Source organism: Aquabacter albus (assembly GCF_040049275.1).
Taxonomy (GTDB): Bacteria; Pseudomonadota; Alphaproteobacteria; order Rhizobiales; family Xanthobacteraceae; genus Aquabacter.
In genome coordinates this window covers 22,859-49,854 of record NZ_JBDZDT010000006.1, presented here as the reverse complement: position 1 = coordinate 49,854, position 26,996 = coordinate 22,859, and the positions used below count along the sequence as shown (strand labels likewise).

The window sequence follows — 26,996 nt, the reverse complement described above, 5'->3', positions numbered from 1 at the left end:
GCCTATTCCGCGGGCGTACCTTTGGTGCGCTTTCCAACCAGTTCGCGCAGCCATTTGCGGTGGTGGCGCCAGGCCCAGCCGCCGGTCACCTGGCCCTTGGTCATGGCGCCGATGGTGCCGCGCACCCAGATGGCCGCATAGACGTGGATGATCCACACGCAGATGATCGCGACCGCAGCCATGGCGTGCACCAGGATCGCCACGCGCTTCTGCGGAATGGTGGTGAACTGGTAGAAATACTGATCCCACACGGCAAAGCCCGAGCAGATCAGCACGATGATGAGGAAGGACATGCCCCAGAAGACGAACTTCTGGCCGGCATTGTACTTGCCCAGCTCCGGCAGCCTTTCCTCATGGCCCGCCAGCACGTCGCGGATGCGGCGCAGCCACGTGCCGTCCTCGCTCTTCCAGAGATTGGCCTTCCAGAAGCGCAGGAACAGCCCGGCGAAGGAGAAGAACAGCACCACGCCGATCCAGGGGTGGATGGCGCGCGTCGCCTGTCCCCCGCCGAACAGGACGGTGAGGAAGAACAGCTTGGGGTGGAACAGCGCCATGCCCGAGAGCGCCAGCAGGATCAGGCTGATGGCCGTGATCCAGTGGTTGATGCGCGCCGCCAACGTGTAGCGGTCCACCGTGACGGGGTGGCCCTTATGGACCCCGTCACCCTTCTCGATGTCATACGGTGTCGTCATGACCGGTCGCTCCCGGTCAGCTTCTCGGCATTCGCCTCATCCTCCGCGCTGACCCTGTTGGCGCCGGCCACGAGGTGGTGGAGGACGCCGGCAACGGCCGCGAGGCCGATGAACCCGAAGCCGACATATTTGGTGACGCCCTTCCAGATCTCCACCACCGGGCTGATGCGGGGATTGTTGGGAAGGCCGGCATAGATCTCCGGCTTGTCGGCATGCTGGAGCACGTACATCACGTGCGTGCCGCCGACGCCTGGAGGATCATAGAGCCCCGCATTCTTGTAGCCGCGGGACTTCAGGTCGGTGATGCGGCCCTCGGCCCATTTCGTCATCTCGGCCTTGGTGCCGAATGCGATGGCCTGGGTGGGGCATGCCTTGGCACAGGCGGGCCACTGGCCCACCGCCACGCGGTCGGAGCACAGCGTGCACTTGTAGGCCTTGTTGTCGACCTTCGAGATGCGCGGGATGTTGAACGGGCAGCCCTTGATGCAATAGCCGCAGCCGATGCAGTTCTCGTGGACGAAATCCACGATGCCGTTGGAATATTGCACGATGGCACCGGGCGCCGGGCAGGCCTTGAGGCAGCCCGGATCCTCGCAATGCATGCAGCCGTCCTTGCGGATCAGCCATTCCAGATTGTCGGTCTCGGGGTTCACCCATTCGGTGAACCGCATCAGCGTGAAGCTCGCCGGAGTGAGGTCCGGCGGGTTGGTGTAGGTGCCGTTGAAGGTGCCGATCTCCTCATGGAGATTGTTCCATTCAAGGCACGCCGCCTGGCAGGCCTTGCAGCCGATGCATTTGGACACATCGATCAGCTTGGCCACTTCCGTCTGGCGCGGGGACGCCGGCGTGATGGTGGACGCCGAGCGCCGGATCAGGTCCTTGTCCCCGAACTTTGCCTGGGTCGGGGCGACCGGGGGATTTGGGGCTGGGGGAAACATTTTATCTCACCTCCCTCATGCCACCGCAGGCCCGGTCGAGGCCTCGATGTTGACGCAGAACGCCTTGTATTCAGGCGTCTCGATGTTCGCGTCGCCCACGAAAGGCGTCAGAACATTCGCTCCGAAGCCCTTCTTGGCCGCGCCGACAAAGCCCCAATGGATGGGGATGCCGACGATGTGGACGGTCTTCCCGTCCACGGTCATCGGGCGGATGCGCTTCGTCGCATAGGCCTTGGCGAGGACCGAGCCGCGCTTCGACCAGACGCGCACCCAGCCGCCGTTCGTGATGCCCTTCTCCTTGGCCAGCTCCTCCGAGATCTCCACGAAGAATTCCGGCTGCAGGACCGAGTTCACATGGTTGTTCTTGGTCCAGTAGTGGAAATGCTCCGTGAGGCGGTAGGAGGTCGCCGCATAGGGGAAGTCGGGCGAGGCGACTTCCGCAAACTGGGCGAAGTCGTCCTTGAACACCCGGGCCACGGGATTGCCCCGCACCTTGGGCGCGATGGCGTTCGCCACCGGGCTTTCGAACGGCTCGTAGTGAACCGGGAAGGGGCCTTCACGCATCATGCCCCGGGCGAACAGGCGCGAGACGCCTTCCGGGTTCATGATGAAGGGGCCCACATCCTGCGGCTTCGACGCCGGCGCGATGTCCGGGATGTCGTAGCCGGTCCACTTGGCGCCGTCCCACCACAGGAGCTTGCGGGTGTCATCCCACGGCTTGCCGTTTATGTCCGCCGAGGCGCGGTTGTAGAGGATGCGCCGGTTGGCGGGCCAGGAGAACGACCAGTTGGAATAGGCGCCGGTATCGCCCGGGTCGGAATTGTCCCGGCGCGCCATCATGTTGCCGGCCTCGGTGAAGGAGCCGGAATAGATCCAGTTCCCACACGCCGTGGAGCCGTCATCCCGCAGCACGCCGAAGCCGGACAGCTGCTTTCCGGCCTCCAGCAGCTTCTTGGTCGGATCGTTGGGATCCGCCACGTCGCTCACGACATAGCCGTTCATTTCCTTCGCGAGCTCCGAAGGGGTGGGCTCGTTCGGGTCCTTGTAGTTCCAGGTCAGGTTGAGGATGGGGTCGGGGAACGCCCCGCCTTCCTTCTGGTAGAGCGCCCTCAGCCGCAGGGTGATCTGCGACATGATCCACACGTCGGACTTGGCCTCGCCCGGAGGCGAGCCGCCCGGCCAGTGCCATTGCAGCCAGCGGCCGGAATTCACCAGCGCGCCCTCGTCCTCCGCAAAGCAGGTGGAGGGCAGCTGGATCACTTCGGTCTGGATCTTGGCGGGATCGGCCTCGTTGTAGATGCCGTGGTTCTCCCAGAACCGCGCCGTCTCCGTCTCCAGCGGATCCATGATGACCAGCAGCTTCAGCTTGCCGAGGGCTTCCGCGAGCTTGGCCTTGTTGGGGAAGGCCTGGAGCGGGTTGAAGCCCTGGCAGAAATAGGCCGTCATCTTGCCCTGCTTCATGAGCTCGAAGGCCCGCAGGATGTCGTAGGATGGCACATCCATCTTCGGCAGCCAGTCATAGGCGAAGCTGTTCTCCGCCGTCGCTGCCGGGCCGAACATGGCTTTCTGGAAGCTGACGAAGAACTTCTTGTAGTTCTGCCAGTAGCTCATCTGGTTCGGCCGCAACGGCTTGAAGCCGCGGGTCGACATGTAGGTGGCGAGGTCGGGTTCCCGTTCCGTGGCCAGGGTGAGGTAGCCGGGGATCAGGTTGGACATGAGCCCGATGTCGGTCAGCCCCTGGATGTTGGAGTGACCGCGCAACGCATTCATGCCGCCGCCGCGCACGCCGATATTGCCCAGGATGAGCTGGAGCATCGCCATGGTGCGGATATTCTGGGAGCCCTTGGAGTGCTGCGTCCAGCCCAGCGCGTACATGGAGGTCATCGTCTTGGTGGGCGATGAGCACTCGCCGATCATCTCGCACACCTTCAGGAACTTGTCCTTGGGCGTGCCGGTGATGCGGGAGACCATGTCCGGCGTGTAGATGGAGACGTGCTCTTTCAGCAAGTTCCAGACGCACCGCGGATTCTGGAGCGTATCGTCCACCATGGCATAGCCATCGGGGCCGATCTGGTAGTCCCAGGTCGAGCGGTTGTAGTCGCGCTTTTCCGCGTCATAGCCCGTGAACAGGCCGTCCTGGTAAGTGAAGCCATCCTTCACCAGATAATTGGCGTTGGTGAAGTTCTTCACATACTCCCACTGCACCTTGTTGTTCTGGATGCAGTAATTGATCACGCCGTTGAGGAAGGCGATGTCGGAGCCCTGGCGGACCGGCGCGTAATAGTCCGCGACCGCCGCCGACCGCGTGAAGCGCGGATCGACCACGACAAGCTTCGCTCCACGGGTGGCTTTCGCCTCCGTGACCCATTTGAAACCACACGGGTGCGCTTCGGCGGCATTGCCGCCCATGATGACCACAAGATCCGTGTTCTTGATGTCAGTCCACGAATTGGTCATCGCACCACGGCCAAAAGTCGGGCCCAAACTGGACACCGTGGGGCCGTGTCAAACCCGCGCTTGGTTGTCGAACACCAGCATGCCGGTGGAGCGTACAGCCTTGTACGTACACCATGCGGTTTCGTTGGTGGTCGCCGAGGCGGCGAGGAAACCGGTGGTGATCCAGCGGTTCACCGTCACGCCGTCATTGTTCTTGGCGATGAAGTTCTTGTCGCGATCGTCCTTCATGACGCGCGCGATCTTGTCCAGCGCCACGTCCCAGCTCACCCGCTCGAACTTGTCGGAGCCGGCCTTGCGGAGCATGGGATACTGGAGGCGCGTCTTGGAATGGACGATGTCGAGAAGGGCCGCGCCCTTCGGGCACAGGGTGCCGCGATTTGTGGGGTGGTCGACGTCACCCTCGATATGGGTGATTTCGGCCTTCTCGCCCTTCTTCAGGTCACCCTTGGAGAAGATGAGAATGCCGCACGCCACCGAGCAATAGGTGCAGGTGTTGCGCACCTCGGTTGTGTTGGTCAGCCTGAATGGTCGGATCGCGTCCGCGTAGGCTTCTTCCACGCCGCCGAAGCCGAACGCTCCAAGCGATGTCCCCGCGATCCCCGCACCCGCCGTTCTCAGGAACTGGCGCCGCGAGAGTTCCATATTCATCGAAGATGGCCTCCGATAGAACGCCCCCACCGGGGGACTTTTTGAAAGGCATCAATGCCTTTTGCCGGGATTCCGACGAGCTATCGACGGTATTCTGGAAATGGAATCATGTCAAACTGGCAACGAGCAAAAGCACGTGTTCAACAAGGCTTTGCTCTCATACTTTCGGATCATTTTCCGATGTCTTTGCATATTCCGCTGCGGAAGCGAACGGGTAGTCATGATTTTTGCTGCGAGTGCGAAATAAAACGCAACGTATAGCCGGCTGAACCAGCCGGGTTTGTATTTCAGCGCGGCACCGATTGACCGTTTCGATGCCGCGGCGCAAAGTCATTGCGTGAGCCGAGACAATGCTCCCGGGGTCCGGGGCGTGCCACGCTTGAGGTCAGCCTTTTACGGCCTGCTGCATCAACGCCGCGCCGCCGCACGGGGATCCATGGGCGCGGGCGGGGGCATGCTTTTCGGGGCGATGGTCTCGGCCTGGGCGACCGCCGTCATGGGCGCCCCCGTCGCGCTCCAGCCCTATGAAGGGCCTGCACCGGACTTCACCCTGGACAGGCTGGCGGCGGAACAGGCGCCCCCGGAAAAGATACAACTCGCGGACCTGCGCGGGCGCATCGTGCTGGTGCATTTCTTTGCAACCTGGTGCGAACCCTGCCGCGAGGAATTGCCCGCCCTCGCGCGTTTTGCCGAGCGCTTCGCCGGCCGCCCCGTCGTGATCATCGCCGTGGATGTGGAGGAGGTGGATGCCCGGGTGCGCCGCTTCCTTGCCGAGACGCCGGTGCCGTTCGCCGTGCTGATGGACCGGGACCGCGCGGTCACCAAGGCGTGGCAGGTCTCGGCGCTGCCGAGCACCGTGGTGCTCGATGCGGATTTGCGCCCCCGCTTCATGGCGGAAGGGGATGTGGACTGGGATCGCCGGGAGGCGGATGTCCCGCTCTCGGCGCTGGCGGACGAAGCACGGCTCAAAACCACAAACACGACCGAACAGACCGGAGGAAAGCTGCAATGATCACGCGTCGTATGCTTCTCGCAGGCGGGGCCGCCCTCACCGGCGCCGCGCTCCTGCCCCGCTCGGGCCGTGCGCAGGCGCTGTTCGCGCCCCAGCCCGGCGCGTGGCGCAATTTCCAGGTGGTGACGCGCCTGGAAGTGGTGAAGACCGGCGGTGCCGCCAAGGGCTGGGTGCCGCTTCCCGCCTTCAGCGAGGCCGATTGGTTCAAGCCCGCCGGCAGCACCTGGACCACCAATGCCGCCTCCGCCAAGACGGTGGGCGATCCGGCCCATGGCGCGCAGATGCTGGAGCTGGAATGGGCCGCGAGCGAGGCCGCGCCGGTGGTGGAGATCACCAGCAAGTTCGCCACCCGCGACCGGGCGGTGGACCTTGCAAAGCCCGGCTCGGCGGCTGCGCTGAGCGACAAGGACCGGGCCTACTACCTCGCCGCCACCGACTTCATCCCCACCGATGGCATCGTCAAGCAGACCTCCGACAAGATCGTGGCCGGCGTGAATGGCGATCTGGAGAAGACCCGCGCCATCTATCAATGGGTGGTGGAAAACACCTACCGCAACGCTTCCACCCGCGGCTGCGGCGTGGGCGATGTGGCCTCGCTCCTGAAGAGCGGCAATCTGGGCGGCAAGTGCGCCGATATCAACGCGCTGTTCGTGGGCCTCGTCCGTGCGCAGGGCATCCCCGCGCGCGATGTCTACGGCCTGCGCGTGGCGCCCTCCAAGTTCGGCTATAAGAGCCTCGGCGCCAATTCGGACGTGGTGACCAAGGCCCAGCATTGCCGCGCGGAGGTCTATCTCTCCGGCTTCGGCTGGGTGCCGACCGACCCCGCCGACGTGCGCAAGGTGATCCTGGAGGAGCCGCCGGGCAAGCTGGCGGTGGACGATGCCAAGGTTGTGGCCGCCCGCGCCGCTCTGTTCGGAAGCTGGGAAGGCAATTGGATGGCCTACAACACAGGCCACGACATCGCGCTGCCGGGCTCCAGCGGGCCCAAACTCGCCTTCCTCATGTATCCCCAGGCGGAGACGGTTGCGGGCCGGCTGGATTGCCTCGACCCGGATACGTTCAGATACTCCATCAAGGCGACTGAGATTTCGGTGTAGCCGGTGTACTCCCTCTCCTGCTTGCGGGGGAGGGGCCATGAAGCATGGGATCCGTCATGCCCGGGCTTGTCCCGGGCATCCACGGCCATCCCTTAAGCTCCATCTAGCGGAGCCCCGTGGATGGCCGGGTCAAGCCCGGCCATGACAGCTTTCATATGATCAGGAAGACCCCATGACCGACACCCCCTTCCGCCTCACCAGCCTCGCCCATGGCGGCGGATGCGGGTGCAAGCTTGCGCCGTCCGTGCTTCAGGAACTGCTCGCCGGCCAGCCCCTGGCAAAGCCCTTCGAGCGCCTGCTGGTGGGCACCGAGACGGGGGATGACGCGGCGGTGTGGGAGTTGGAGGGCGACACCTGCATCATCGCCACCACGGACTTCTTCATGCCCGTGGTTGATGACCCCGACCATTTCGGCCGCATCGCCGCCACCAACGCCATCTCCGACGTCTATGCCATGGGCGGCACGCCCATGATGGCGCTGGCCATCCTGGGCATGCCGCTCGGCAAGGTGGAGACGTCCATGGTGCGGGCCATCCTCCAGGGCGGGGCGGCGGTGTGCGCGGAGGCCGGCATTCCGGTTGCGGGCGGCCATTCCATCGACAGCGTGGAGCCCATCTATGGCCTCGCCGTCATCGGCACGGTGAAGAAGGGCCATATCCGCCGCAATGCCGATGCGAAGCCGGGCGATGCGCTGATCCTCACCAAGGCGCTGGGGGTCGGCATCTATTCCGCCGCCTTCAAGAAGGAAGCGCTCTCGCCCGACGCCTATGATGAGATGATCGCTTCCACCACCTTGCTCAACAAGGTGGGTGCGACGCTGGCGAAGGAGCCGGATGTGCACGCGGTGACCGACGTCACCGGCTTCGGCCTCCTGGGCCATGCGCTGGAGGTGGCGCGGGGCTCCGGCGCGGCCATCGAGGTGGATGCGGCGCGGCTGCCCCTGCTTTCCCATGCGGAGGCGCTGGTGCGCCAGGGCTTTGTCACCGGCGCCTCGCTGCGCAACTGGGCGAGCTATGGGGAGGGCATTCGCCTGCCGGAGGGCTTTGCCGACTGGCAGAAGCACCTTCTGACGGACCCGCAGACCTCGGGGGGCCTTCTCGTCTCCTGCGCGCCCGAGGCCGCCGATCGGCTGGTGGAGCATATCGTGGCGGCGGGTTATCCGGCGGCGCGCCGTATCGGCCGCGTGCGCGAAGGCGAGCCGGTGGTGGAGGTCAAGATCTAGCCGGAAAGGAACGGCGGACGATCACGGGCGTTTCCCTCCAGCGGGGAAGCCCAAGGACGTTTGCCATGAAAACCGAGAATGCACTCCTCTGCGCCCTGTCCTGCGCCGCGCTGCTGGCAAGCGCGCCTCTGGCGCCTGCGGCCGCCCAGACCTCGGGCCCGTCCTCGTCCGGATGCGAGGTCGCGCAGGGAACGGCGCCCACCCCCACTGCGCACGGCGCGCATTCCGGCACCCAGCCGGGCAGCTCCGGCTCCACCGCCTGGAGCGGAGGCACCGGCGGCTCGAACATCGGCACCACGCCCGGCGCGCCCACACCGGGCTCGCCGACCGATCATCCGCCTACGGTGCAGGGCGTCTCCCCCTCCGTGGTCGGCCCCGTCCGCAAGGATTGCTGAGCCTTACTGTTCGCCGGCATAGCGCCGGCGCAGATGGGTGATGAAGACCGAGGCGTCCAGCGGGCGGCCGGTGGCACGGGTGAGCAGTTCGTCGGTCTCGAACAGCGAGCCGTTGCCGTGGATGTTGGCCCGAAGCCACGCCACCAGCGGCGCGAAATCGCCCTTGGCGATGCCCGGCAGCACATCCGGATCCGCGCGGCGCGCTGCATCGAACACCTGCGCCGCCGTCATGGCGCCCAGCGTATAGGTGGGGAAATAACCCCAGCCACCGCTCGGCCAGTGGATATCCTGGAGGCAGCCCACGCGGTCGTCCGGCGGGGTGATGCCCAGCAGCTCCTTCATCATGGCGTTCCAGGCGGCGGGAAGGTCCGCGAGCCGCATTTCATCGCCGATGAGCGCCTTCTCCAGCCGGTAACGCAGGATAATATGAGCCGGATAAGTAACCTCGTCCGCATCCACGCGGATGAAGCCGCGATGCACCTTCGTATAGTGCCGCAGCAGCGCGTCGGCCTCCCAGGCCGGGCCGCTCCGGCCGAACGCCTCCCGCATCTTCGGCGCGGCGAAGGTGATGAATTCGCGGCTGCGGCAGGCCTGCATCTCCATGAGCAAAGACTGGCTCTCATGCACGCTCATGCTGCGCGCCGCACCCACCGGCTGGTGCAGGAAAGCCTGCGGCCGGCCCTGCTCGTAGAGGGCATGCCCGGTCTCGTGCATCACGCCCATGAGCGCACGGGCGAAGTCCGCCTCGTCATAGCGGGTGGTGATGCGCACATCATTGTCCGCCCCACCGCAGAAGGGATGGGCGGAGACGTCGAGGCGCCCACGCGCGAAATCGAAGCCCAGCACGCCCATCATGGCGATGCCGAGCGCGCGCTGCGCCTCCACGGGGAAGGGGCCGTCGGGGGAGGGCGTCTGGGGCTGGCGCGCCTGATGGGCGATCACCTCATCGGTGAAGGCGGGAAGAAACGCCGCAAGGTCCGTGAACAGCCCGTCAATGCGCGCCGAGCGCCCGCCAGGCTCATAATCGTTCAGCAGCGAGTCATAGGCGGAGAGGCCGAGCTTCTCGCCCTTGGCTGTGCCGATCTCGCGCTGCAGCCGCAGCACTTCTTCGAGGAAGGGCAGGAGGGCCGGGAAGTCCGCATCCGCCCGCGCCTGGCGCCACGCCATCTCGCAGGCGGACACCGCCTTGCTGGACGCTTCCACGAGGTCCGCCGGAAGGGCCGTGTCCACGGTCCAGATGCGGCGGATTTCCCGCACATTCGCCCGCTCCCACGCGCCGAGGTCCGTATCCGTGTCGGCCGCCGCGAGCCAGTCGCCGATGCGCGGGTCGGTCATGAGGCCGTGATGCGTTACGCGCAAGAAGGCGAGGCTTTCCGCCCGCGTGCCCACGGCGCCCTTGGGCATCATGGTGTCGCTGTCCCATTGGAGGATGCCGATGGCGTTGGACAGCGCCGAGGCGCGGGCAAAATGCGACGAGAGCTCGGAATAGGCGGTCATGGTGTCTCCCCGCCGGCCATGGCCGGAGCCGCGGCTTGGCGCCGCTTCAGGTTCATTAGGAAAGCGAGAAAGGGAAGACAAGCGGCGCCGCGGGGCGGGTGCCTGCGCAGGTCGCGCACAGGCCCCGGTCTGGCGGGATCTAGGCGGCCTTCTTTGTGCCCGCGATCTCCCGAATGCCGGCTTCGATGGACTGCACCAGCCCGGCGAAGGCTTCGGGGTCGGTGGCGGACTTGGTCAGCTCCGTCGCCCAGTTGGGATGGCGCAGGGTATAGGTGGTGAAGGCCGAATGGGCGTTGGTCTTCTTCAAGAGGTGGTCCGACACGCGCGCGGGCAGCGCTTCGTCCACGAAGAACAGAAGGGTGGGGTGCTCCTTCGCGAATTTCGCGATGGCCTCGCCCGCATCCGTGTATCGGTCCTCGCTGATGAGCCCCGAAATCTGCTCGATGAACACCACGAGTTCGGGCTTCCGAGATGTTTTTCCCGCAGGGCTAGGCTTGACCATCCGTGTGTCTCCCAATTTTCCGATGCAAATGAAGCCAGACGCCTTTGTGCCGCAGAGCGAGGCCCGCCCGCACGGCACATGACGATGATCTCCGCGATGGCGTGATCCGGATCATCCCATAGCCTGTGCGAAGGCGCGGCGGATCGTCAATGGCCCGAGCCGGGCCGGGTGGCACCAATCCTCCTTAGGGGAAGGTCTGATTCACTCAGAATCGAGCTGTCGCTCCGCTTTATGCGGCCGAGATGATTTGGTTCGAAAGCCAGTCGATAAGCTGCTCCTGGTTGTAGACCGGGCCTGAAGGGCTGACTTCGTCACTTTCCCTTTGGCCTCCGACAACGATCTTTGTGCGATGAACACCAAATTTGAGCACTTTACTTTTCCCGAGAACTGTAACGTGAAGACGTACCTCAAGTATTCTACTCGCGCGATGGACTGTATTAAATCGTTCGATTGAACCCATGGACTTTGTACGCAAAGTGCGATCGAGATTGTCTATAAAAACCAACGTTTCTCGGATGATCGCCTCCGACATGTTCTTAATATCGATTTCTTCCTCTGCAGATTTAAGGGACTTACGTTCAAGCTTTTCGATCACGCTGTTGACAGCTCGGGTCGTATCGATCATTTTCGCCACGTAGTTCCTATGTTCTTTGGGTCCATTTTCTAAGACGGATTATAGCTTCTCGGAAGTAATTTTTTAAGCTGCGGCGAAACGCACCTTTAATAATTGGAAGGGTCGCTTACTTTCGGACGACCCAGCGCTTTCTCATCTGAAATCCATGGTTTTTGAAGGGCGAAAGACCCTCAATCTAAAATCCATGCGTGTGCGTCCAAACGATGTGGGCACAGGTTGTGGAGCCGCCGCCGCCCCAGAGCGTGCCGCTCCGTAAATTCGGCGGCAATGTCAGGGGTGAATCTTGCGTGGCGCTGACCCCGGCAAGGGGCCTTTGATCGCGGGCGGGACCACGGCTCAATGGCCGTGAGCGTGGTGGTGACCGTGCGAATGCAGGTACGAGTCCGTTTGCCGAAGCCGGCCCTCGCGCACCCAATCCTCATGCCGAACCACACGGGGCTCATGCGCGCTCTTCTCGTTGCGTTCGTGGGCGCGACGGATCGCGGGATTGAGGCGCATCAGATAAGGCGAGGCCACGGTCCGGTTCGCTTCGGCTCCGCAGGCCGGGCACGCGGCCGGCTCGGCGAATGCCGCCATGGAGCGGAGCGCCGTGAAGATGCCGCACCGATCACAGCAGAAAGAATAGAGAGGCATGGTCCGCTCCGTTCGGTTGCTCGGCCCTGTTCCTCATGAGGTCGACATGAGGCCGCTCAGCAGCAGATACCCCGGAATCCAGCCGGTATAGATGCCTTGCAGGGCGCACAGCGCACCCGTGAACGTGGCCAGCTTCGTCCAGCCCTGCGCCAGGATGAGGAAGAAGAGAAACCAGAGGATGCCCCAGGACAGCCAGTTGATCGCGAGCCAATAGTCCCAGTTGGTCTGCGCGCCGGCGAATGCCTGAAGGAAGACCGGCACGGTCGTGATGGCCACGAACAGGCAGAACCACCCGAGGCCACGCCCGTCCGCGCCGTTCCAGCGGTTCCACGCCACCCAGAAGTAGGTGAAGGAGAACATCAGCGTCAGCGTCGCGGCCCTGATGGACGCGCCGTCTGCGGCTGGGCCGAACGCCAGATAGATGGAGATGATGAGCGTCAACGCTCCGACGAAGACGTCGATGACTGCGATCTCCCGATCGCCGACGCGGCCCAGAAGCCACATGCCGTTGAGGAAGAGGACGGCCCCCACCCAGAACAGAGCCATGCCGAGGATCACGGTGCAACACTCCTCAAAGGAGGGAGCGGCGCCGGCAGCGCCGGCGCGCGCTGGCCTCAACTCGTGGCAACTACGTCCACACCGGCCGTCACGCTCCGGGTCGGTCCCGATGCGTTGGGACGGATATCGAAGTCGAAGATCTCGGTGGGGATCGCGAGGGTGCAGCAGGCATTGGGGATATCGACGATCCCGCTGATGCGGCCCTCGACCGGCGCGGTGCCCAGCAGCACATAGGCCTGCTCGCCGCTATAGCCGAACTTCTTCAGATACTCGATCGCATTGAGGCACGCCCGGCGGTATGCCACGTGCGCGTCGAGGTAGAATTGCTTTCCGCTTTTCTCATCCACGGAGATTCCTTCGAAGACGAGATATTCCGAGAAGTGGGGTTCGATGGGGCTCGGCTGGAAGATGGGGTTGACGAGGCCGTATTTGTTGACGCCGTCCTTGATCAGATCGATGCCGATATCCAAGAAACCGGCCATTTCGATCGCGCCGCAGAAGGTGATCTCTCCGTCACCCTGCGACCAGTGGATGTCTCCCATGGAGAGCCCCGCGCCTTTGACATAGACCGGGAAATAGACCCGCGAGCCGCGCGACAGGTTCTTGATGTCACAGTTTCCGCCATGCTCGCGTGGCGGCACCGTGCGCCAGGCTTCCTTCGCCGCATCCTGGGCCTTCTTGTCCGTCATCTGGCCCATCAGCGCGGTGTCGGCATAGGGCGGGACGGCCAGGGGAGGCACGCGGTTCGGGTCGGTGGCGATCAGTTCCGCCTCGCGCTTGTTGCAGCGTTCAAGCAGTTCGCGTGAGGGGAGGGTGCCGATCAGCCCGGGATGGATGATGCCGGCCCAGCGTACGTTGGGCACGTGGCGCGAGGTGCAGTAGATGCCGTGGAAGTCCCAGATGGCCTTTCGGGCCTTGGGAAAATGGTCCACCAGGAAGCCGCCGCCGTTCTCGCGGGCGAAGATGCCGGTGAAGCCCCATGGGGACTCCGGCAGGGCGCCGACATCGAGCAGATCCACCACGAGGATGTCGCCGGGCTCGGCTCCTTCCACACCGAACGGTCCGCTGAGATAGTGCACCCGCGTCAGGTCGACATCGCGGACATCATTGGCACTGTCGTTGTTCGTGATCTGGCCACCCGTCCAGTCGAAGCACTCCACGCGGAACTCGTCGCCGGGCCGGAACATCTCAACCATGGGAATGTCGGGATGCCATCGATTGTGCGTCTTGATCTTCGCCTGTTCCGGTGCGCGCGAGAGATCGGCCTTGAACGCTGTCTTCGGCATCTGGACGTCTCCTCTGTCTGATGGCTTCCCGCGGCGTCTCCGCTCCGCAGGCGTGGCGTCATGGAGCCGTGCCCGCCGATGGACGTTCGCGAACGGGACGGTCCATTGGTCATGCCGCCGGTGCCGAACCTTCTCCGCCGTCGGCTGCTCTCACCACACCTCCGCGGGGGAATGCCATCGTTCCCAAAGCTGAGTTCTTAGCCTAGCTGGCGGATCGCGAGGCCGCGTCACCCCTTGGGGTGAGGCCGCCGAGGCCCGTGAGCCGGTTCGAGGGAGGGTCGAGCGTGCTCGGTTCGAGCAGCCGGCGCAGATCCTGCTGCCGATGGAGGTCGCTCTTGGCATAGATGTGCTTCATGTGCGTGCGCGCGGTATTCTTCGATATGTGCAGGGCTCCGGCCGCTTCCTTCAGGCTGGCGCCGCCGAGGATCAGCCCGGTGAGCCCTGCCTCGGCCCGCGTCAGGCCAAACAGGGAGCGGAGCTGGTTCGCCGAAACGCCGATGCCGCCGAGCTTGCTGCGCGTCGAGAGGACGGCCAGTCCCTCTTCCCCCTTCTCCGGGCCGGGAAGCGGCCTGACCACCAGCAGCAAGGGCGCGTCTCCGGCGCCTGCCCGCGTGACCAGCATGCATTCTCCCGATCCGCCTCCGCCGGCGTTCCTGGCGATGAGCTCGCGCAGGTCGCGGTTTTCTCCCGCATCGGTCGCGACGACCCGATCGTGCGTCCATCGCAGTCCGTCGGCGAGCCCAAGAAGCGCCTTGGCCGCCAGGTTGCACTCGCGGATTTCACCATTCCTGTCGACGACCATGATGGCCTCGGGAACGGCATCGAGGACGGCGCGCACCACGCCTGCCCGGCGCTGCGCAATCTTGATATGTTCCGCCGCCTCCCGAGAACGGCGGAGGCCTGGCAGTATTTGCTTGAGTAAATTCACGTCGTCCGTGGAGAATTGCTCGCCCTGCCGATGGCGCATGACAAGCAGGCACGTCAGCTTGTTCCGGTCGCGGGCGATGACGCCGATCAGCGCGTGCAGGAGATTCTGCGGGCGAAGCCACGCGCGATAGAAGTCTGTCAGCACCAGTTCACGGACCGGGACGAGTTCGCTGCCCGGCACCGCCGCACCTGCGGGGAGCAAGGCTGCCTGCCTGCACCAGAGGTTCTGGCAGGCCTTCATCTGCGTGTAGCGGGCCGTGAAGTTCGGCGGGATTCCGGCCGCGGCTTCGATCACGCCCCGTTCGACGTCCCATTGGTGGTGGCACAGGCCGATGCTGGATGCCCGCAGTTCGCGTCGGGCCTGTTGCAGGAATGGGGTCCATATCGATCCGCTGAGGGCCGTTTGATGCCCCAACTCGACGAGCGTTTCCGATTGCCGGTTCCCGTCCATCACCTGCTCTTATCGAAGGGCACCTTCGCGGGTGCCGGCCTCCGGAGCGGGCTAAGTCTGGCTGATCCTGGTTCCGCGCCGGATTAGTGTCGGTGTGCGATGCAGAATTCCTGCACCCACTGAATATTTTCCGACTAAAAATTCAGATAGGCATCCATTGCATGAGGCATATCATGATGTTCAGACCAAATGCTTCACTTCGACCAGTCATAAGAAATGATCTCGCCACCACGGCGTTCGGATGCACCCGCTTGGTCCCGATCTTGGCACCAAGCTTCGAAACGTAACAGCTCCCACAATTTTACTGCAGAGCGGACTGTGGCGCCAGTCCAGGTGCAAAAAGGACGCTACCCCAAGAAGGCTTAGGCGCAATCGCGGCTCATCCGTCTTCGCGGATTGTGCTTCCACTTTTGGTCGATCCCGCTTGCGGGCTCCGCCTCGTGAGTCACACTGCTCCGAGCGGAAGCGATCGATGCGTCGGGATCGAGCCGGGCGGACCAAGACCCCGCGGCGAGGGGAGCCCGCCGCCGGGTCACGCCAAGCAGGTCAGGCGCCCGCGGGCTTCGCCTCATGGCCGGGCCGGCTCGGCGGGCCAGCGCGCCTCCACCTTGTCCATCTTCCGCGCAAGCTCCTCCGGGGTGAGAATGCCCTTCTGGAACAGGATGTTGGCAAAAGCCGCGACCCAGCGCTCGTAATAGGTCAGCTTGCCGACCATCTCGGCGCCGAGGGCCTCGACGCCGCGGCGCTTCTCCTCGGTGTTGACGATCTTGTGGAAGTCGAGAACGTCAGCGAGCGCATGGCACCTTTTCTCCCACGGCTCAAGGTCGTGCTCGGTGCGGTCGATGGGCGCCGCCGGCAGGCCGCCGATGTCGTTGGGCAGCCGCTTCAGGAGATGCTCGGTCTCGCTCATTGGACGCTCCCCGTCTGGATGCTCGCCGGAACCACGCCGATCATGGCGTCGCGCGTGACGAGGGCGGCAAGCTGCTCCTCGCTAAAATCCTGCGTGCCGTCCGGCCGCTTCGGCAGGACGAGATAACGCACCATGGCGGTGGAATCGCTGACGCGGATCTCCACATCGTCGGGGATGATCGTGCCGAATTCCGCAAGGACAGCGCGCGGCTCGGACACGGCCCGCGCGCGGAAGGGCTTCAGCTTGTACCAGTCCGGCGGGAGGCCCAGAACGGGGCGCGGATAGCAGGAGCACAAGGTGCACACGATCAGATTGTGAACCGTGTCGGTGTTCTCGAGCACGATGAGGTGGGTGTCGTCATAGAAGCTGATGCCCAGCTCCTCGCACCCCTTGCGGCCATTCTCCAGGAGGCGGGCCTTGAAGGCGGGGTCCTGCCAGGCACGGGCGACGACCTTCGCGCCGAGGGCAGGCGTGCGGGAATCCAGCACCTCGATCTGCCGGCGGATCTCGTCGGCTCCGAAGTATTTCTTCTCGATCAGAAGCTCCCGGACCGCCGTTTCCATGATGTCGTAATACCCTGGACGCTCGGCTTGGGCGATCTCGGCATGGGGGTGGTCGTGCGGATGGTCATGATCGTGCGGATGATCGTGACCGGATGCGCCTTGGCTCATAGTTCAGATCCTCTCAAGCCAGGTCTCGAAGACTTCGATGCGCAGCCCGTCCCGCGATGAGCCGGCATAATCCTGCCAAATCTCGGTCATGGGGATGGCGATGCGGTAATAATGGCGCTTGGCCCCGGCATTCCGCCCATAGGCTTCCTGCTCATTGTCCACGCCCGCCGGCTCGATCACCCGCTCGACGGTCCCGCGCTTGCCGCGCAGATAGGTGGGGACGCGATAATGCCCCACGGGCGTGCGCGTGAGGATCCGCACCGCATCGCCGGGCCTGAAGATTGGCTGCTCGCCGAAAGCGAAGACGATGCCGGCCATCGGCACGCCATCCTGAAGCGTCTCGCTTGCCATCTCCTGGTCTCCCTGCCGGCCGCAGCCGCTAGCGAATAGCAGGCCATTATAGCGCAATGACGACGGGGGCCGCCTTATCGAAATAAGGATTCGGCGCCCGTGCGCCTGCGTGCCTTCACGCGGAACCAGGGACGAGACGGCTGAGCGTCTGCGAGCCGGGCCTATTCCGCCGCCGCGCGGCGGTCTGCTTCGTCCAGGGACGCGACGAGCGCCGCCAGCTGGGCGAGTTCGTCCGCGTCCAGATCGGTGAGCGGGGGACGGACCGGTCCGCTGTCGCGGCCGATCACCTTCATTCCCGCCTTGATGATGGAGACGGGATAGCCCTTCTTGCGATTGCGGATCGCCAGAAGCGGCAGGATGAACGCCTTGAGGCCGGCCGCCACCGCGTCGCGATCGCGCCGCCGGACAGCGGCGTAGAAGCGGGTGGCAAAGCCAGGAATGAAGTTGAACACCGCCGAGGAATAGGTGGTGACGCCCATTTCCAGATAGGGCAGGGCGAAGGTCTCCGCGGTGGGCAGGCCGCCAATATAGGTGAGCCGATCGCCGAGGCGCGACTGGATGCGGGTCATCAACTCGATGTCGCCGATGCCGTCCTTATAGCCCACGAGATTGGGGCAGCGCCCGGCGAGGCGGGCGACGCTGTCCTCGTTCAGGATGGCATTGTCGCGGTTATAGACGATGACGCCCAGTTTGGTGGACGCGCAAACCGCCTCCACATGGGCCATCAGCCCCTCCTGCTCGGAATGGACGAGATAGGGCGGTAGCAGCAGGAGGCCGTCGGCTCCGGCCCGTTCCGCAGCCGCGGCGAGATCCTTGGCGATGGCGGTGCCGTAACCCGCCCCGGCGATCACCGGAACCCGGCCCCGGGTCTCGGCCACCGCGACGGACACCACTTTCTCCACCTCTGCTGGGCTGAGCGAGAAGAATTCCCCCGTTCCGCCCGCCGCGAACAGGCCGGCCACGTCATAGCCGCACAGCCAGTCGAGGTTGGAGCGGTAGCGCGCCTCGTCGAACGCGAGGGCGGCATCGAACGGTGTCACGGGAAAGGAGAGCAGCCCCGCGCCTATCGCCTGGGCCATCTCGTGAGGGGTCATCTTGCTCATGGCGCCGTCCTCCATTGATCATGCGTCGAAGGACAGTTCTAGCTTCAGGATCGATGCGAGATAGAATAAAGCACGCATCGATCCATACAAAAACTATATGGACTTAAGAGCCTAAGGAAAGCCGTAAAGGCTGCGCGCGATATTCGCGATAATCGGCAGGAGCGGATTGTCGTTGTCCTTGCGCCAGACAAGAAACAGTTCGACCGGGCGGGGGAAGGGGAAGTCGAGCGGGCGCAGCACGACCCCTTTCGCATGAAGGTTGACGGCCGCTTCGGGCACCAGGGCCATGCCTATGCCTGAGCGCACGAGTGCCAGCATGGTGTGGATCTGGGACAGGTGCTGGACATATTTCGGCTGGCAATCGCCGCGCGCGAACAATTCGGAGACCAAGTCGTAGAAGTAGCGCGCCTCGTAGGGCGTATACATGATGAAGGGCTGGTCGGCGAAATCGGCCATGGCGAGGCGTTCGCGGGCTGCCAGCGGGTGCATTTCCGGCACCGCGGCCATGAGCTGTTCGGATGCCATGCGCACCCTCTCCATGCTGCGCGGGATGGGCGGACGCAGCAGGCCGGCATCGATCTCTCCGGCCCCCAATTCCTCCACCTGGGCGCTGCTCACCATTTCCTTCAGCGCGAGATCGATGTCCGGAAGATGCGTCAGGCAGGCCGCCGCGAGATCCGGCAGGTGAGAATAGGCGGAGGCGGCCGTGAAGCCGATGCGGATGGAGCCCGCCTTGCCGGCGGCCACGCGCTTCGTCATCAGCGCGGCGCTGTCCGCCAGCTTCAGGATTCTCCGGGCTTCGGGCAGGAAGCTCGCGCCCGCCGGCGTCAGGTGCACCGAGCGGCTGGTGCGCTCGAACAGGGTCACGTCGAGGATGCGTTCGAGGATCTGCACCTGCCGGCTGAGGGGTGGCTGGGTCATGTTCAGCCGTTCGGCCGCGCGGCCGAAATGCAGTTCCTCGGCGACCGCAACGAAGCACCGAAGCTGGTTGAGATCGAACATGGGGCGGCTTCCGACGATGCGCGCAGGCCCCGCCTGCGGCCACGCTGTCGGCGCGGTCGCCATGGACCCTTTACGCTGCATGGTCACGCGCGCCCCTTCCGTCAAGTCTCATGCCATCCCGCAGGCCACCGCTGCCGTGTCATTCGGCCAGCGCCTCTTTCCGCTTGCGCAGCACCGCCGGCGACAGCAGGGCCAGAAGCAGCACCACCACAACGCCGAGGAGGATGGCGCTGATGGGGCGCTGGATGAACACGGCGAAATCGCCGTCGGACAGCAGCATGGCGCGGCGGAAATTCTCCTCCAGCTGCGGGCCGAGGACGAGGCCGAGCAGCAGCGGGGCCGGCTCCACGCCCACCTTGATGAAGAAGTAGCCGATCACGCCGCACCCCAGCATGAGCCAGACATTGAACAGCGAATTGGCGATGCCGTAGGTGCCGATGCAGCAGAACAGCACGATGGCGGGGAACAGAAGGCGGTAGGGAATCTTCAGCATCGACACCCACACGCCCACCAGCGGCAGGTTGATGATGAGGAGCATGAGATTGCCCGTCCACATGGAGGCGATCACGCCCCACACCAAAGCCGGCTGCTCGGTCATGATCTGCGGGCCGGGCTGGATCCCTTGCATCATCAGCGCGCCGATCATCAGCGCCATGAGGGCGTTGGAGGGGATGCCGAGGGTCAGCATGGGGATGAAGCTGGTCTGGGCCCCCGCATTGTTGGCCGCCTCGGGGCCCGCGACCCCTTCGATGGCGCCCTTGCCGAAGCGGCTGGGATCACGGGCGATCTTCTTCTCCAGGGCATAGGCCGAGAAGGGCGGCAGCGCTGCCCCGCCACCCGGCAGGACGCCGAGCACCGAGCCGATGAAGGTGCCGCGCACCATGGCGGGGAAGGCCGCCTTCATGTCGGCGCGGCTGGGAATGAGATCGCGGATCGACTGGCTGACCACCGCCCGCTGAGGCTCGGGCCGCTCCAGGTTGGCGATGATCTCGCCGAGCCCGAACAGGCCCATGGCGACGGGAACGAAATCGATGCCGTCGGCGAGTTCTGGAATGTTGAAGCTCATGCGGGCGATGCCCGAGCTCACATCGATACCGATGAGGCCCAGAAGCAGGCCCAGCAGCACCATGGCCAGCGACTTCATCACCGAGCCATGGGCGAGGATCACCGCCGCGAATAGGCCCAGGACCAGGAGGCTGAAATACTCCACCGCCGTGAATTTCAGCGCCAAGGCGGAAAGCGGCAGGCTCAGCACCGCGATGACCACGGTCGCCACCGTGCCGGCGAAGAAGGACGAGATGGCGGCGATGGCGAGCGCCGGTCCCGCCCGGCCTTGCTTTGCCATCTCATGCCCGTCGATGCAGGTGACGACGGAGGATGTTTCCCCCGGCACGTTGACCAGGATCGCCGTGGTGGAGCCGCCATATTGCGCCCCGTAGAAGATGCCGGCGAGCATGATGAGCGATGTGGCCGGATCCAGCCCGAAGGTGAGCGGCAGCAGCAGCGCCACGGTGGGGATCGGGCCGATGCCCGGCAGCACGCCGATGGCGGTCCCGATCACGGCGCCGATCAGGCAGAACAGGAGGTTCTTGAATTGCAGCGCGGTGGAGAAGCCGAGCAGGATATTGTCGAAGAATTCCATTGCGCCCTCACCACGGCCAGACCGGCACCGGCAGCGCCAGGAATTTCACGAACAGCAGCACGGCGCCCGCGCTGATCACCATGCCGAACAGCAGGTTTTCCAGCGGGCGGGTCTCGCGGCTGGCAAGGCCCGCCACGACGATGGTGGCGATGGAGGCGAGCGCGAGGCCGGCGCTCGCGGCCAGCACGGCGAACACCGCCACCGATCCCGAAATGGCGACCACGGGGCGCACCCGCAGCCGCTCGATGCCCTGATGGCGCCTCACAAGCCCCCGGACGGTGAAGAACAGGCCAAAGGCCAGCAGCGCCATGGAGACCATGCGCGGCATGTAGCCGGCGCCCATATCCGCCGCAGTGCCCACCGTCAGATGGCGCGTTGCGACGAGGGCCGCCGTCGCAACGAATACGAGGAACAGGCCGAACAGAATGTCCGGCAGATCGAAGCGCCGAGCGGTCATGTCGCTCACTCGACCTTGATGCCGGCTTCCTGGATCGCGGCGCCCCACGACTTCATGTTCGTGGCCAGCCACTCCTTGAAGGCATCCGGCGTGCCGGTACGCACTTCGCCGCCCTGGTCGGCGATCTTCTTGGCGATATCCGGATCGGCCAGGATCTTGCGCAGCTCGGTGTTGAGGCGTGCGATCACCGCCGGCGGCGTGCCGCTGGTGGTCAGGAGGCCCTGCCAGGTGCCGGCATCGGCGGCGGGCAGGCCGGCTTCCTTGAAGGTGGGCAGATTGGGCGCGGCCGCGAGGCGCTCATCGCCCGTGACGGCAAGGCCCACGAGTTGCTTGCTCGTGACGAAAGGCAGGGTTGCCGAGGTGCCGTTGATGATAACCGTGCTCTCGCCCGCCACCACCGCGCGGGACGCTGCGGCGCCGCCCTTGTAGGGCACGTTCTTCCAGGTGATGCCGAGCGCCTTGGCGATGATGACCGCCGTGACGTGATTGAGCGCGCCGACGCCCGAATTGGCCACCGCGAGCTTGCCAGGATTGGCCTTGGCATAGGCAACGAGTTCCTGGACGGACGTCGCCGGCACGCTCGGATTGATCGCCAGGACATAGGGGCCGAACATGACCATGCTGATGGGCGCGAGATCCTTCTGCACGTCATAGGAGAGGTTGGGGAACAGGCTCGGCGCGGTGGCGAGCGAGCCCACATCCATGAGCAGCAAAGTGTGGCCATCGGGCTGGGCCTTCGCCACGACTTCGGCGCCCACATTCCCGGCGGCGCCGGGCTTGTTCTCCACCACCACCGCGACGCCGATGGCCTCCGACAGCTTCGGCGCGATGAGCCGGGCCAGGATGTCCGACGTGCCACCCGGCGCGAATGGAACCACGAGCCGGACGGGGCGGGCAAACTCCTGCGCAGCAGACGGCAACGCCGCCGCGAAGGTCAGAGACAGAACTGCAGCAATACTTGCAATGTTTGTGAAGGCGCGGAAGCGCATTGGCGTTTCTCCCAGATGTCACGAGCCCCGCTGACGCATGGGTGCGGGATCTAGAAGAGCGGACTTTCTGCCGCTCATTATGTGACCCTATTGAAACTTTGATGCCGAAAAACCCTCGTTTCGGCATCAATCAATTTATTTTTTGTATCGGCCGCATCCGGCCATTTGGCCCCTGAGACCCGCAGGAGGATCGTGCGCCCGGCTCTTTTCAAGGTCGTGCCAACGGCGGTGGTTACTGTTCAGGTCAAGTTTTAGCTGAATCGATTCTTCACAGTGAACCTATGGCGCACTGAGTAGTTTTCGGTTAGGGGACGAACAACGTCTTCTAATTCCAGCGTCCGCCATGACTGATGCAAGGCTGCCCAAGGTGGAAAACCACACGAATGGGCCGATAAATTTCCTGGCGGGCGGAGGCGAGATGGGCTCGCTGCTCCGTGCCTTCGAGTGGGACAGCACCCTCGGGCCGCCGGAGCACTGGCCGCAAAGCCTGAAGACCGCCATCCGCATCATGCTGACCTCGCGCCAGCCCATCTGGATCGGCTGGGGCCGTGAGCTGATCTTCTTCTATAACGACGCCTACAAATCGATTATCGGTGGCAAGCATCCCGAGGCGCTCGGCCGGCCAGCAGCCGAGGTGTGGCGTGAGATCTGGTCCGACATCGGCCCTATGCTCGCCACAGCCATGGGCGGCATCGAGGGCACCTATGTCGAGGAGCAGCTCCTGATCATGGAGCGCAACGGCTACCCCGAAGAGACCTATTACACGTTCTCCTACAGCCCCATTCCCGACGATGACGGCAATCCCGGCGGCATCATCTGCGCGAACACCGACGACACGAAGAGAGTCATCGGCGAACGCCAGCTCGCATTGCTACGCGACCTGGCCGCCCGCACCAGCGAGGCCCGCGCGTGGAAGGACGTTGGCCAGCAAGGCGCGGCGGCGCTGGCCGCGGACGCGCGGGATCTGCCATTCGCCATGATCTACATGGCCGACGAGGAGCAGAAGACACTCGAACTCGTTGGGGCTGCGGGCATCGTCGCGGGCCATTTCGCAGCGCCGGCCAGCATCCGGGTCGCCGATGCCGCATGGCCCTTCGCGAAGGTGCTCGAAACCCATGAGACCAGCGTCGTGGAGCTCAATGGCCAGGCCGGGGGTTTTCCGACGGGCGCCTGGAGCGAGGCCCCGGCCGCGGTCGCCTTGCTGCAGATTCCCGCCGCGGGCGAAACCGGCCGCACGGGCGTCCTGGTGGTGGGGCTCAACCGCTTCCGCCTGTTCGATGCGGACTACCGCGCGTTTCTCGGTCTGGTGGTGGGCCAGATCGCCGCCGCCATCGCCAATGCGGATGCCTACGAGCAGGAGCGGCTCAGGGCCGAAGCCCTGGCGGAGCTCGACCGGGCGAAGACCATCTTCTTCTCCAATATCAGCCATGAATTCCGCACACCCTTGACCCTCATGCTCGGGCCGCTGGAGGAAAGCCTCGCCGAGGCGACGGCATTGGCGCCGGAGCAATACGAGCGCATCGCGGTCGCGCATCGCAACGGCACGCGGCTGCTCAAGCTGGTGAACGCCCTGCTGGACTTCTCCCGCATCGAGGCCGGGCGGACTCAGGCGAGCTTCGAGGCCACCGACCTGTCGGCCCTCACCGTGGAACTCGCGAGCAATTTCCGCTCCGCAACACAGAAGGCGGGGCTCGCCCTGACGGTCGATGTCCCGCCGCTGCCGGAGCCGGTCCATGTGGACCGGGACATGTGGGAGAAGATCGTCCTCAACCTCCTGTCCAATGCCTTCAAGTTCACGTTCGAGGGTGAGATCGCGGTGACCCTCACGGCGCAGCGTGGCGCTGTGACGCTTGCCGTGCGCGACACGGGCACGGGCATCCCCGAGGACGAGCTGCCCCATCTGTTCGAGCGCTTCCGGCGGATCGAGGGCGCGCGCGGACGCAGCTTCGAAGGCAGCGGCATCGGCCTCGCCCTGGTGCAGGAGCTGGTGAACCTGCACAGCGGCGCCATCTCCGTGGAGAGCGAGGAGGGCAGGGGAACCACCTTCCTGGTGACCATCCCCATGGGCACCGCCCATCTGCCGGCGGACCGGATGCGCGGGGCGGGCACGGCCGTCGCCACTTCGGGTCGCGCGCAGGCCTTTGTGGAGGAGGCGCTGCGGTGGCTCCCCGGCGGGCCGTCGGAAAACGCCATCGGCGACATTGCCCCGGAAACACCAGTGGAAGCCGCTGCCGGGGATGCCGTAGCGCGGGCGCGCATCCTCGTCGCTGACGACAATGCGGACATGCGGGACTATATCTGCCGCCTGCTGGGCGGGGGCCATGGCTGCGTGGCGGTGGAGGATGGCGCGGCGGCTCTCTCGGCCATCCGTGCCAACCGCCCTGATCTGCTCGTGACCGACATGATGATGCCCCGGCTCGACGGCTTCGGGCTGATCCGGGCCATCCGCGAGGATCCGGAGCTGCGCGACTTGCCCATCATCGTCCTCTCCGCCCGGGCCGGCGAGGAGGCGAGCGTCGAGGGGCTTGCGGCAGGCGCCGACGATTATCTCGTGAAGCCCTTCTCGGCGCGCGAGCTCGCCGCGCGGGTGGACGGTGCGCTCGCCATGGCGCGCATGCGCCAAACCATGAACGAAGCGCTGCGGGAAGAGGCGTCCACGCTTGAGACCCTCAACCGGGTGGGGATCGCGGTCGCCGGCGAACTCGATCTGGCGCGCGCCGTGCAGACCGTGACCGACGCCGCCACCAGCCTGACGGGCGCCGCCTTCGGATCGTTCTTCTACAACGTGATCGACCAGAAGGGTGAGAGCTACATGCTCTACACACTCTCTGGCGTGCCGCGCGAGGCCTTCTCCCGGTTTCCCATGCCGCGCAACACCCAGGTGTTCGCGCCCACGTTCAACGGCGAGGGCGTGGTCCGCTCCGACGACATCCTGACGGACCCGCGCTACGGCAAGAACGACCCGCATTTCGGCATGCCGAAGGGCCATCTGCCGGTGCGTTCCTATTTGGCCGCACCTGTCGTGTCCCGTTCGGGCGAGGTGCTTGGCGGCCTGTTCTTCGGCCATCCCGAGCCGGGCGTGTTCACCGATCGCGCGGAACGTCTGCTGCTGGGCATTGCCGCGCAGGCGGCCATCGCCATCGACAATGCGCGCCTCTACCGGTCCGCCCAGAGCGAGATCGAGGAACGCAGCCGCACCGAGGCCGCGCTGCGCGAGAGCGAAGAGCGCCAGATGCAGCTCAACCAGACTCTTGAAGCCAAGGTAGTGGCGCGCACGGCGGAGCTGGAAGCCGCCAATGAGCAGCTGCGCACCCAGGCCGACGAGCGCGAGAAGATCGAGCAGGTGCTGCGCCAAGCGCAGAAGATGGAAGCGGTGGGCAAGCTCACCGGCGGCGTGGCGCACGATTTCAACAACCTTCTCCAGGTCATCGGCGGCAATCTGCAACTGCTTTCGAACGATGTGGCCGGCAGCGAGCGGGCGGAACAGCGCTTGCGCAACGCGCTCGCGGGCGTGTCGCGCGGCTCGAAGCTGGCGGCCCAGCTGCTGGCCTTTGGCCGCCGCCAGCCGCTGGCCCCGAAGGTGGTCAATCTCGGACGCTTCGTGCGCGGCCTCGATGATCTGCTGCGCCGCGCGCTTGGCGATGGCATCGAGATCGAGACCGTGGTGTCCGGCGGGCTGTGGAACAGCCTGGTGGATCCCACCCAGGTGGAAAATGCGCTGCTCAATCTCGCCATCAATGCGCGCGATGCCATGGCGGGCCATGGCAAGCTCACCATCGAGGCCGGCAATGCGCTGCTGGACGATGTCTATGCGGCGCTCCACCCCGATGTGAAGGCCGGCCAGTACGTGATGCTGGCCGTGACCGACACGGGGTGCGGGATGACGCCGGAGGTGATGGAGCACGTCTTCGAGCCGTTCTTCACCACCAAGCCGGAAGGGCAGGGCACCGGCCTTGGCCTCAGCATGGTCTACGGCTTCGTCAAGCAATCCGACGGGCACATCAAGATCTACAGCGAGCCCGGCCAGGGCACCACCATCCGCATCTACCTGCCGCGGGTGCGCGAGGCGGAGGACGTGGCGACCGAGACCGAGGCCGGCCCCATCACCGGCGGCACCGAGACGGTGCTGGTGGTGGAGGACGACGAGCAGGTGCGCAGCACCGTGGTGGACCTCTTGTCCGACCTTGGCTACGGCGTGCTGAAGGCGAGGGATGCGCAAAGCGCGCTCGCCATCATCGAGAGCGGCGCGGCCATCGATCTCCTGTTCACAGACGTGGTGATGCCCGGCCCCCTGCGCAGCCCGGAGCTCGCCCGAAAGGCGCGCGAGCGCCTGCCGGAGGCGGCGGTGCTGTTCACGTCGGGCTATACCGACAATGCCATCGTCCATGGCGGGCGGCTCGACGAGGGCATCGAGCTTCTGAGCAAGCCGTACACGCGCGAGGCCCTGGCGCGGAAGATCCGCCACGTGCTGCGCAACCAGCAGCAGAGGAACGCGGCGGCCGCCGCGCTCCAGCCGGACTACGGGCGCGGCAAGGCGCCGGCACGGCCCGAGCGGCTGCTGCGGGTGCTGCTGGTGGAGGACGACGCGCTGATCCGCTTCGCCACCGCCGAACTTCTCAAGGATATGGGGCACACCGTGTTCGAGGCGGCGGACGGCCCGGAGGCCTTGGTGCTTCTGGCAAACGAGCCGGTCGAGGTTCTCCTCACCGACGTGGGCCTGCCGACCATGTCCGGCAGCGTGCTCGCCGTGGAGGCGCGGCGGCGCCTGCCGACGCTGCGGATCGTCTTCGCATCGGGACGGAACATCCTCCCCTCCGAGGACAATGAGGGCCTGCTGGCGGACGCGGTCCAGCTGGTCAAGCCATACGATTCGGAGCGGCTGGCGGCGGCGCTGAAGGCGGTGATGCGCTAAAGGGCGTCCC

23 protein-coding genes are annotated in these 26,996 nt (G+C 65.1%); 5 read left to right on the top strand and 18 right to left on the bottom strand.

Annotation, left to right across the window (positions count from 1 at the left end; genetic code table 11):
* Positions 1 to 2 precede the first annotated feature (2 nt).
* The 3 genes from ABLE91_RS15840 to fdnG are packed head-to-tail and all read right to left on the bottom strand — an operon-like array spanning position 3 to position 4,735.
* Positions 3 to 692: a formate dehydrogenase subunit gamma gene (locus ABLE91_RS15840; RefSeq protein ID WP_348932170.1), complete on the bottom strand. Its 690-nt coding sequence runs from the start codon at positions 690 to 692 to the stop codon at positions 3 to 5.
* A complete protein-coding gene (gene fdxH / locus ABLE91_RS15835) occupies positions 689 to 1,630 on the bottom strand; it encodes a formate dehydrogenase subunit beta (RefSeq protein ID WP_348932167.1) in 942 nt (313 codons plus the stop codon). Before fdxH ends, ABLE91_RS15840 begins: the two co-directional genes overlap by 4 nt.
* Positions 1,631 to 1,645: 15 nt before the next feature.
* Entirely contained in the window at positions 1,646 to 4,735 is a 3,090-nt protein-coding gene (gene fdnG, locus ABLE91_RS15830; RefSeq protein ID WP_348932165.1) for a formate dehydrogenase-N subunit alpha, read from the bottom strand.
* A gap of 454 nt (positions 4,736 to 5,189) precedes the next feature.
* Between fdnG and ABLE91_RS15825 the strand changes: the two genes are divergently transcribed.
* The 4 genes from ABLE91_RS15825 to ABLE91_RS15810 all read left to right on the top strand — a co-directional run bounded on the left by ABLE91_RS15825 (position 5,190) and on the right by ABLE91_RS15810 (position 8,461).
* Positions 5,190 to 5,747: a TlpA family protein disulfide reductase gene (locus tag ABLE91_RS15825; protein WP_348932163.1), complete on the top strand. Its 558-nt coding sequence runs from the start codon at positions 5,190 to 5,192 to the stop codon at positions 5,745 to 5,747.
* Positions 5,744 to 6,844: a transglutaminase-like domain-containing protein gene (locus ABLE91_RS15820; RefSeq protein WP_348932161.1), complete on the top strand. Its 1,101-nt coding sequence runs from the start codon at positions 5,744 to 5,746 to the stop codon at positions 6,842 to 6,844. Before ABLE91_RS15825 ends, ABLE91_RS15820 begins: the two co-directional genes overlap by 4 nt.
* 172 nt (positions 6,845 to 7,016) lie before the next feature.
* Positions 7,017 to 8,066: a selenide, water dikinase SelD gene (gene selD / locus ABLE91_RS15815; RefSeq protein ID WP_348932159.1), complete on the top strand. Its 1,050-nt coding sequence runs from the start codon at positions 7,017 to 7,019 to the stop codon at positions 8,064 to 8,066.
* A gap of 65 nt (positions 8,067 to 8,131) precedes the next feature.
* Positions 8,132 to 8,461, top strand: a complete 330-nt coding sequence (locus ABLE91_RS15810) for a hypothetical protein (protein WP_348932156.1) — start codon at positions 8,132 to 8,134, stop codon at positions 8,459 to 8,461.
* Positions 8,462 to 8,464: 3 nt separating this feature from the next.
* Here ABLE91_RS15810 and ABLE91_RS15805 read toward each other — a convergent pair whose 3' ends face one another.
* The 15 genes from ABLE91_RS15805 to ABLE91_RS15735 form a co-directional block, all read right to left on the bottom strand.
* Positions 8,465 to 9,958 carry a carboxypeptidase M32 gene (locus ABLE91_RS15805; protein ID WP_348932154.1) on the bottom strand — a complete coding sequence of 498 codons (1,494 nt, stop codon included), beginning with the start codon at positions 9,956 to 9,958 and terminating at the stop codon, positions 8,465 to 8,467.
* Positions 9,959 to 10,097: 139 nt separating this feature from the next.
* Positions 10,098 to 10,460 (bottom strand): hypothetical protein, encoded by a 363-nt coding sequence (locus ABLE91_RS15800; RefSeq protein ID WP_348932152.1) that lies wholly within the window; start codon positions 10,458 to 10,460, stop codon positions 10,098 to 10,100.
* A gap of 229 nt (positions 10,461 to 10,689) precedes the next feature.
* On the bottom strand, positions 10,690 to 11,085 hold the full coding sequence (locus ABLE91_RS15795) for a hypothetical protein (protein ID WP_348932151.1): 396 nt from the start codon (positions 11,083 to 11,085) through the stop codon (positions 10,690 to 10,692).
* A gap of 345 nt (positions 11,086 to 11,430) precedes the next feature.
* The gene (locus ABLE91_RS15790) at positions 11,431 to 11,727 is read right to left on the bottom strand and encodes an FmdB family zinc ribbon protein (protein WP_348932148.1); all 297 of its coding nucleotides are present in this window, start codon (positions 11,725 to 11,727) and stop codon (positions 11,431 to 11,433) included.
* A 33-nt stretch (positions 11,728 to 11,760) separates the two neighbouring features.
* Complete coding sequence (locus ABLE91_RS15785; protein ID WP_348932147.1) at positions 11,761 to 12,285, bottom strand: AmiS/UreI family transporter; 525 nt, start codon at positions 12,283 to 12,285, stop codon at positions 11,761 to 11,763.
* Positions 12,286 to 12,341: 56 nt separating this feature from the next.
* Positions 12,342 to 13,571 (bottom strand): formamidase, encoded by a 1,230-nt coding sequence (gene fmdA, locus ABLE91_RS15780; protein ID WP_348932145.1) that lies wholly within the window; start codon positions 13,569 to 13,571, stop codon positions 12,342 to 12,344.
* A 202-nt stretch (positions 13,572 to 13,773) separates the two neighbouring features.
* The gene (locus ABLE91_RS15775) at positions 13,774 to 14,949 is read right to left on the bottom strand and encodes a helix-turn-helix transcriptional regulator (RefSeq protein WP_348932143.1); all 1,176 of its coding nucleotides are present in this window, start codon (positions 14,947 to 14,949) and stop codon (positions 13,774 to 13,776) included.
* Positions 14,950 to 15,517: 568 nt separating this feature from the next.
* Positions 15,518 to 15,859 carry a nitrile hydratase gene (locus ABLE91_RS15770; protein WP_348932141.1) on the bottom strand — a complete coding sequence of 114 codons (342 nt, stop codon included), beginning with the start codon at positions 15,857 to 15,859 and terminating at the stop codon, positions 15,518 to 15,520.
* Positions 15,856 to 16,530 (bottom strand): nitrile hydratase subunit alpha, encoded by a 675-nt coding sequence (locus ABLE91_RS15765; protein WP_348932139.1) that lies wholly within the window; start codon positions 16,528 to 16,530, stop codon positions 15,856 to 15,858. Before ABLE91_RS15765 ends, ABLE91_RS15770 begins: the two co-directional genes overlap by 4 nt.
* Before the next feature lie 3 nt (positions 16,531 to 16,533).
* Entirely contained in the window at positions 16,534 to 16,881 is a 348-nt protein-coding gene (locus ABLE91_RS15760) for an SH3-like domain-containing protein (protein ID WP_348932137.1), read from the bottom strand.
* Positions 16,882 to 17,042: 161 nt separating this feature from the next.
* Positions 17,043 to 17,984 carry a 5-dehydro-4-deoxyglucarate dehydratase gene (gene kdgD / locus ABLE91_RS15755; RefSeq protein ID WP_348932135.1) on the bottom strand — a complete coding sequence of 314 codons (942 nt, stop codon included), beginning with the start codon at positions 17,982 to 17,984 and terminating at the stop codon, positions 17,043 to 17,045.
* 111 nt (positions 17,985 to 18,095) lie between these two features.
* Positions 18,096 to 18,986 carry a LysR family transcriptional regulator gene (locus ABLE91_RS15750; protein ID WP_348932984.1) on the bottom strand — a complete coding sequence of 297 codons (891 nt, stop codon included), beginning with the start codon at positions 18,984 to 18,986 and terminating at the stop codon, positions 18,096 to 18,098.
* Between the two features lie 139 nt (positions 18,987 to 19,125).
* Entirely contained in the window at positions 19,126 to 20,628 is a 1,503-nt protein-coding gene (locus ABLE91_RS15745; RefSeq protein WP_348932133.1) for a tripartite tricarboxylate transporter permease, read from the bottom strand.
* A gap of 7 nt (positions 20,629 to 20,635) precedes the next feature.
* Entirely contained in the window at positions 20,636 to 21,085 is a 450-nt protein-coding gene (locus tag ABLE91_RS15740; RefSeq protein ID WP_348932131.1) for a tripartite tricarboxylate transporter TctB family protein, read from the bottom strand.
* A gap of 5 nt (positions 21,086 to 21,090) precedes the next feature.
* A complete protein-coding gene (locus ABLE91_RS15735) occupies positions 21,091 to 22,074 on the bottom strand; it encodes a Bug family tripartite tricarboxylate transporter substrate binding protein (protein ID WP_348932129.1) in 984 nt (327 codons plus the stop codon).
* Between the two features lie 343 nt (positions 22,075 to 22,417).
* Between ABLE91_RS15735 and ABLE91_RS15730 the strand changes: the two genes are divergently transcribed.
* Entirely contained in the window at positions 22,418 to 26,986 is a 4,569-nt protein-coding gene (locus ABLE91_RS15730; RefSeq protein ID WP_348932127.1) for a response regulator, read from the top strand.
* The last annotated feature ends 10 nt before the right edge of the window (positions 26,987 to 26,996 follow it).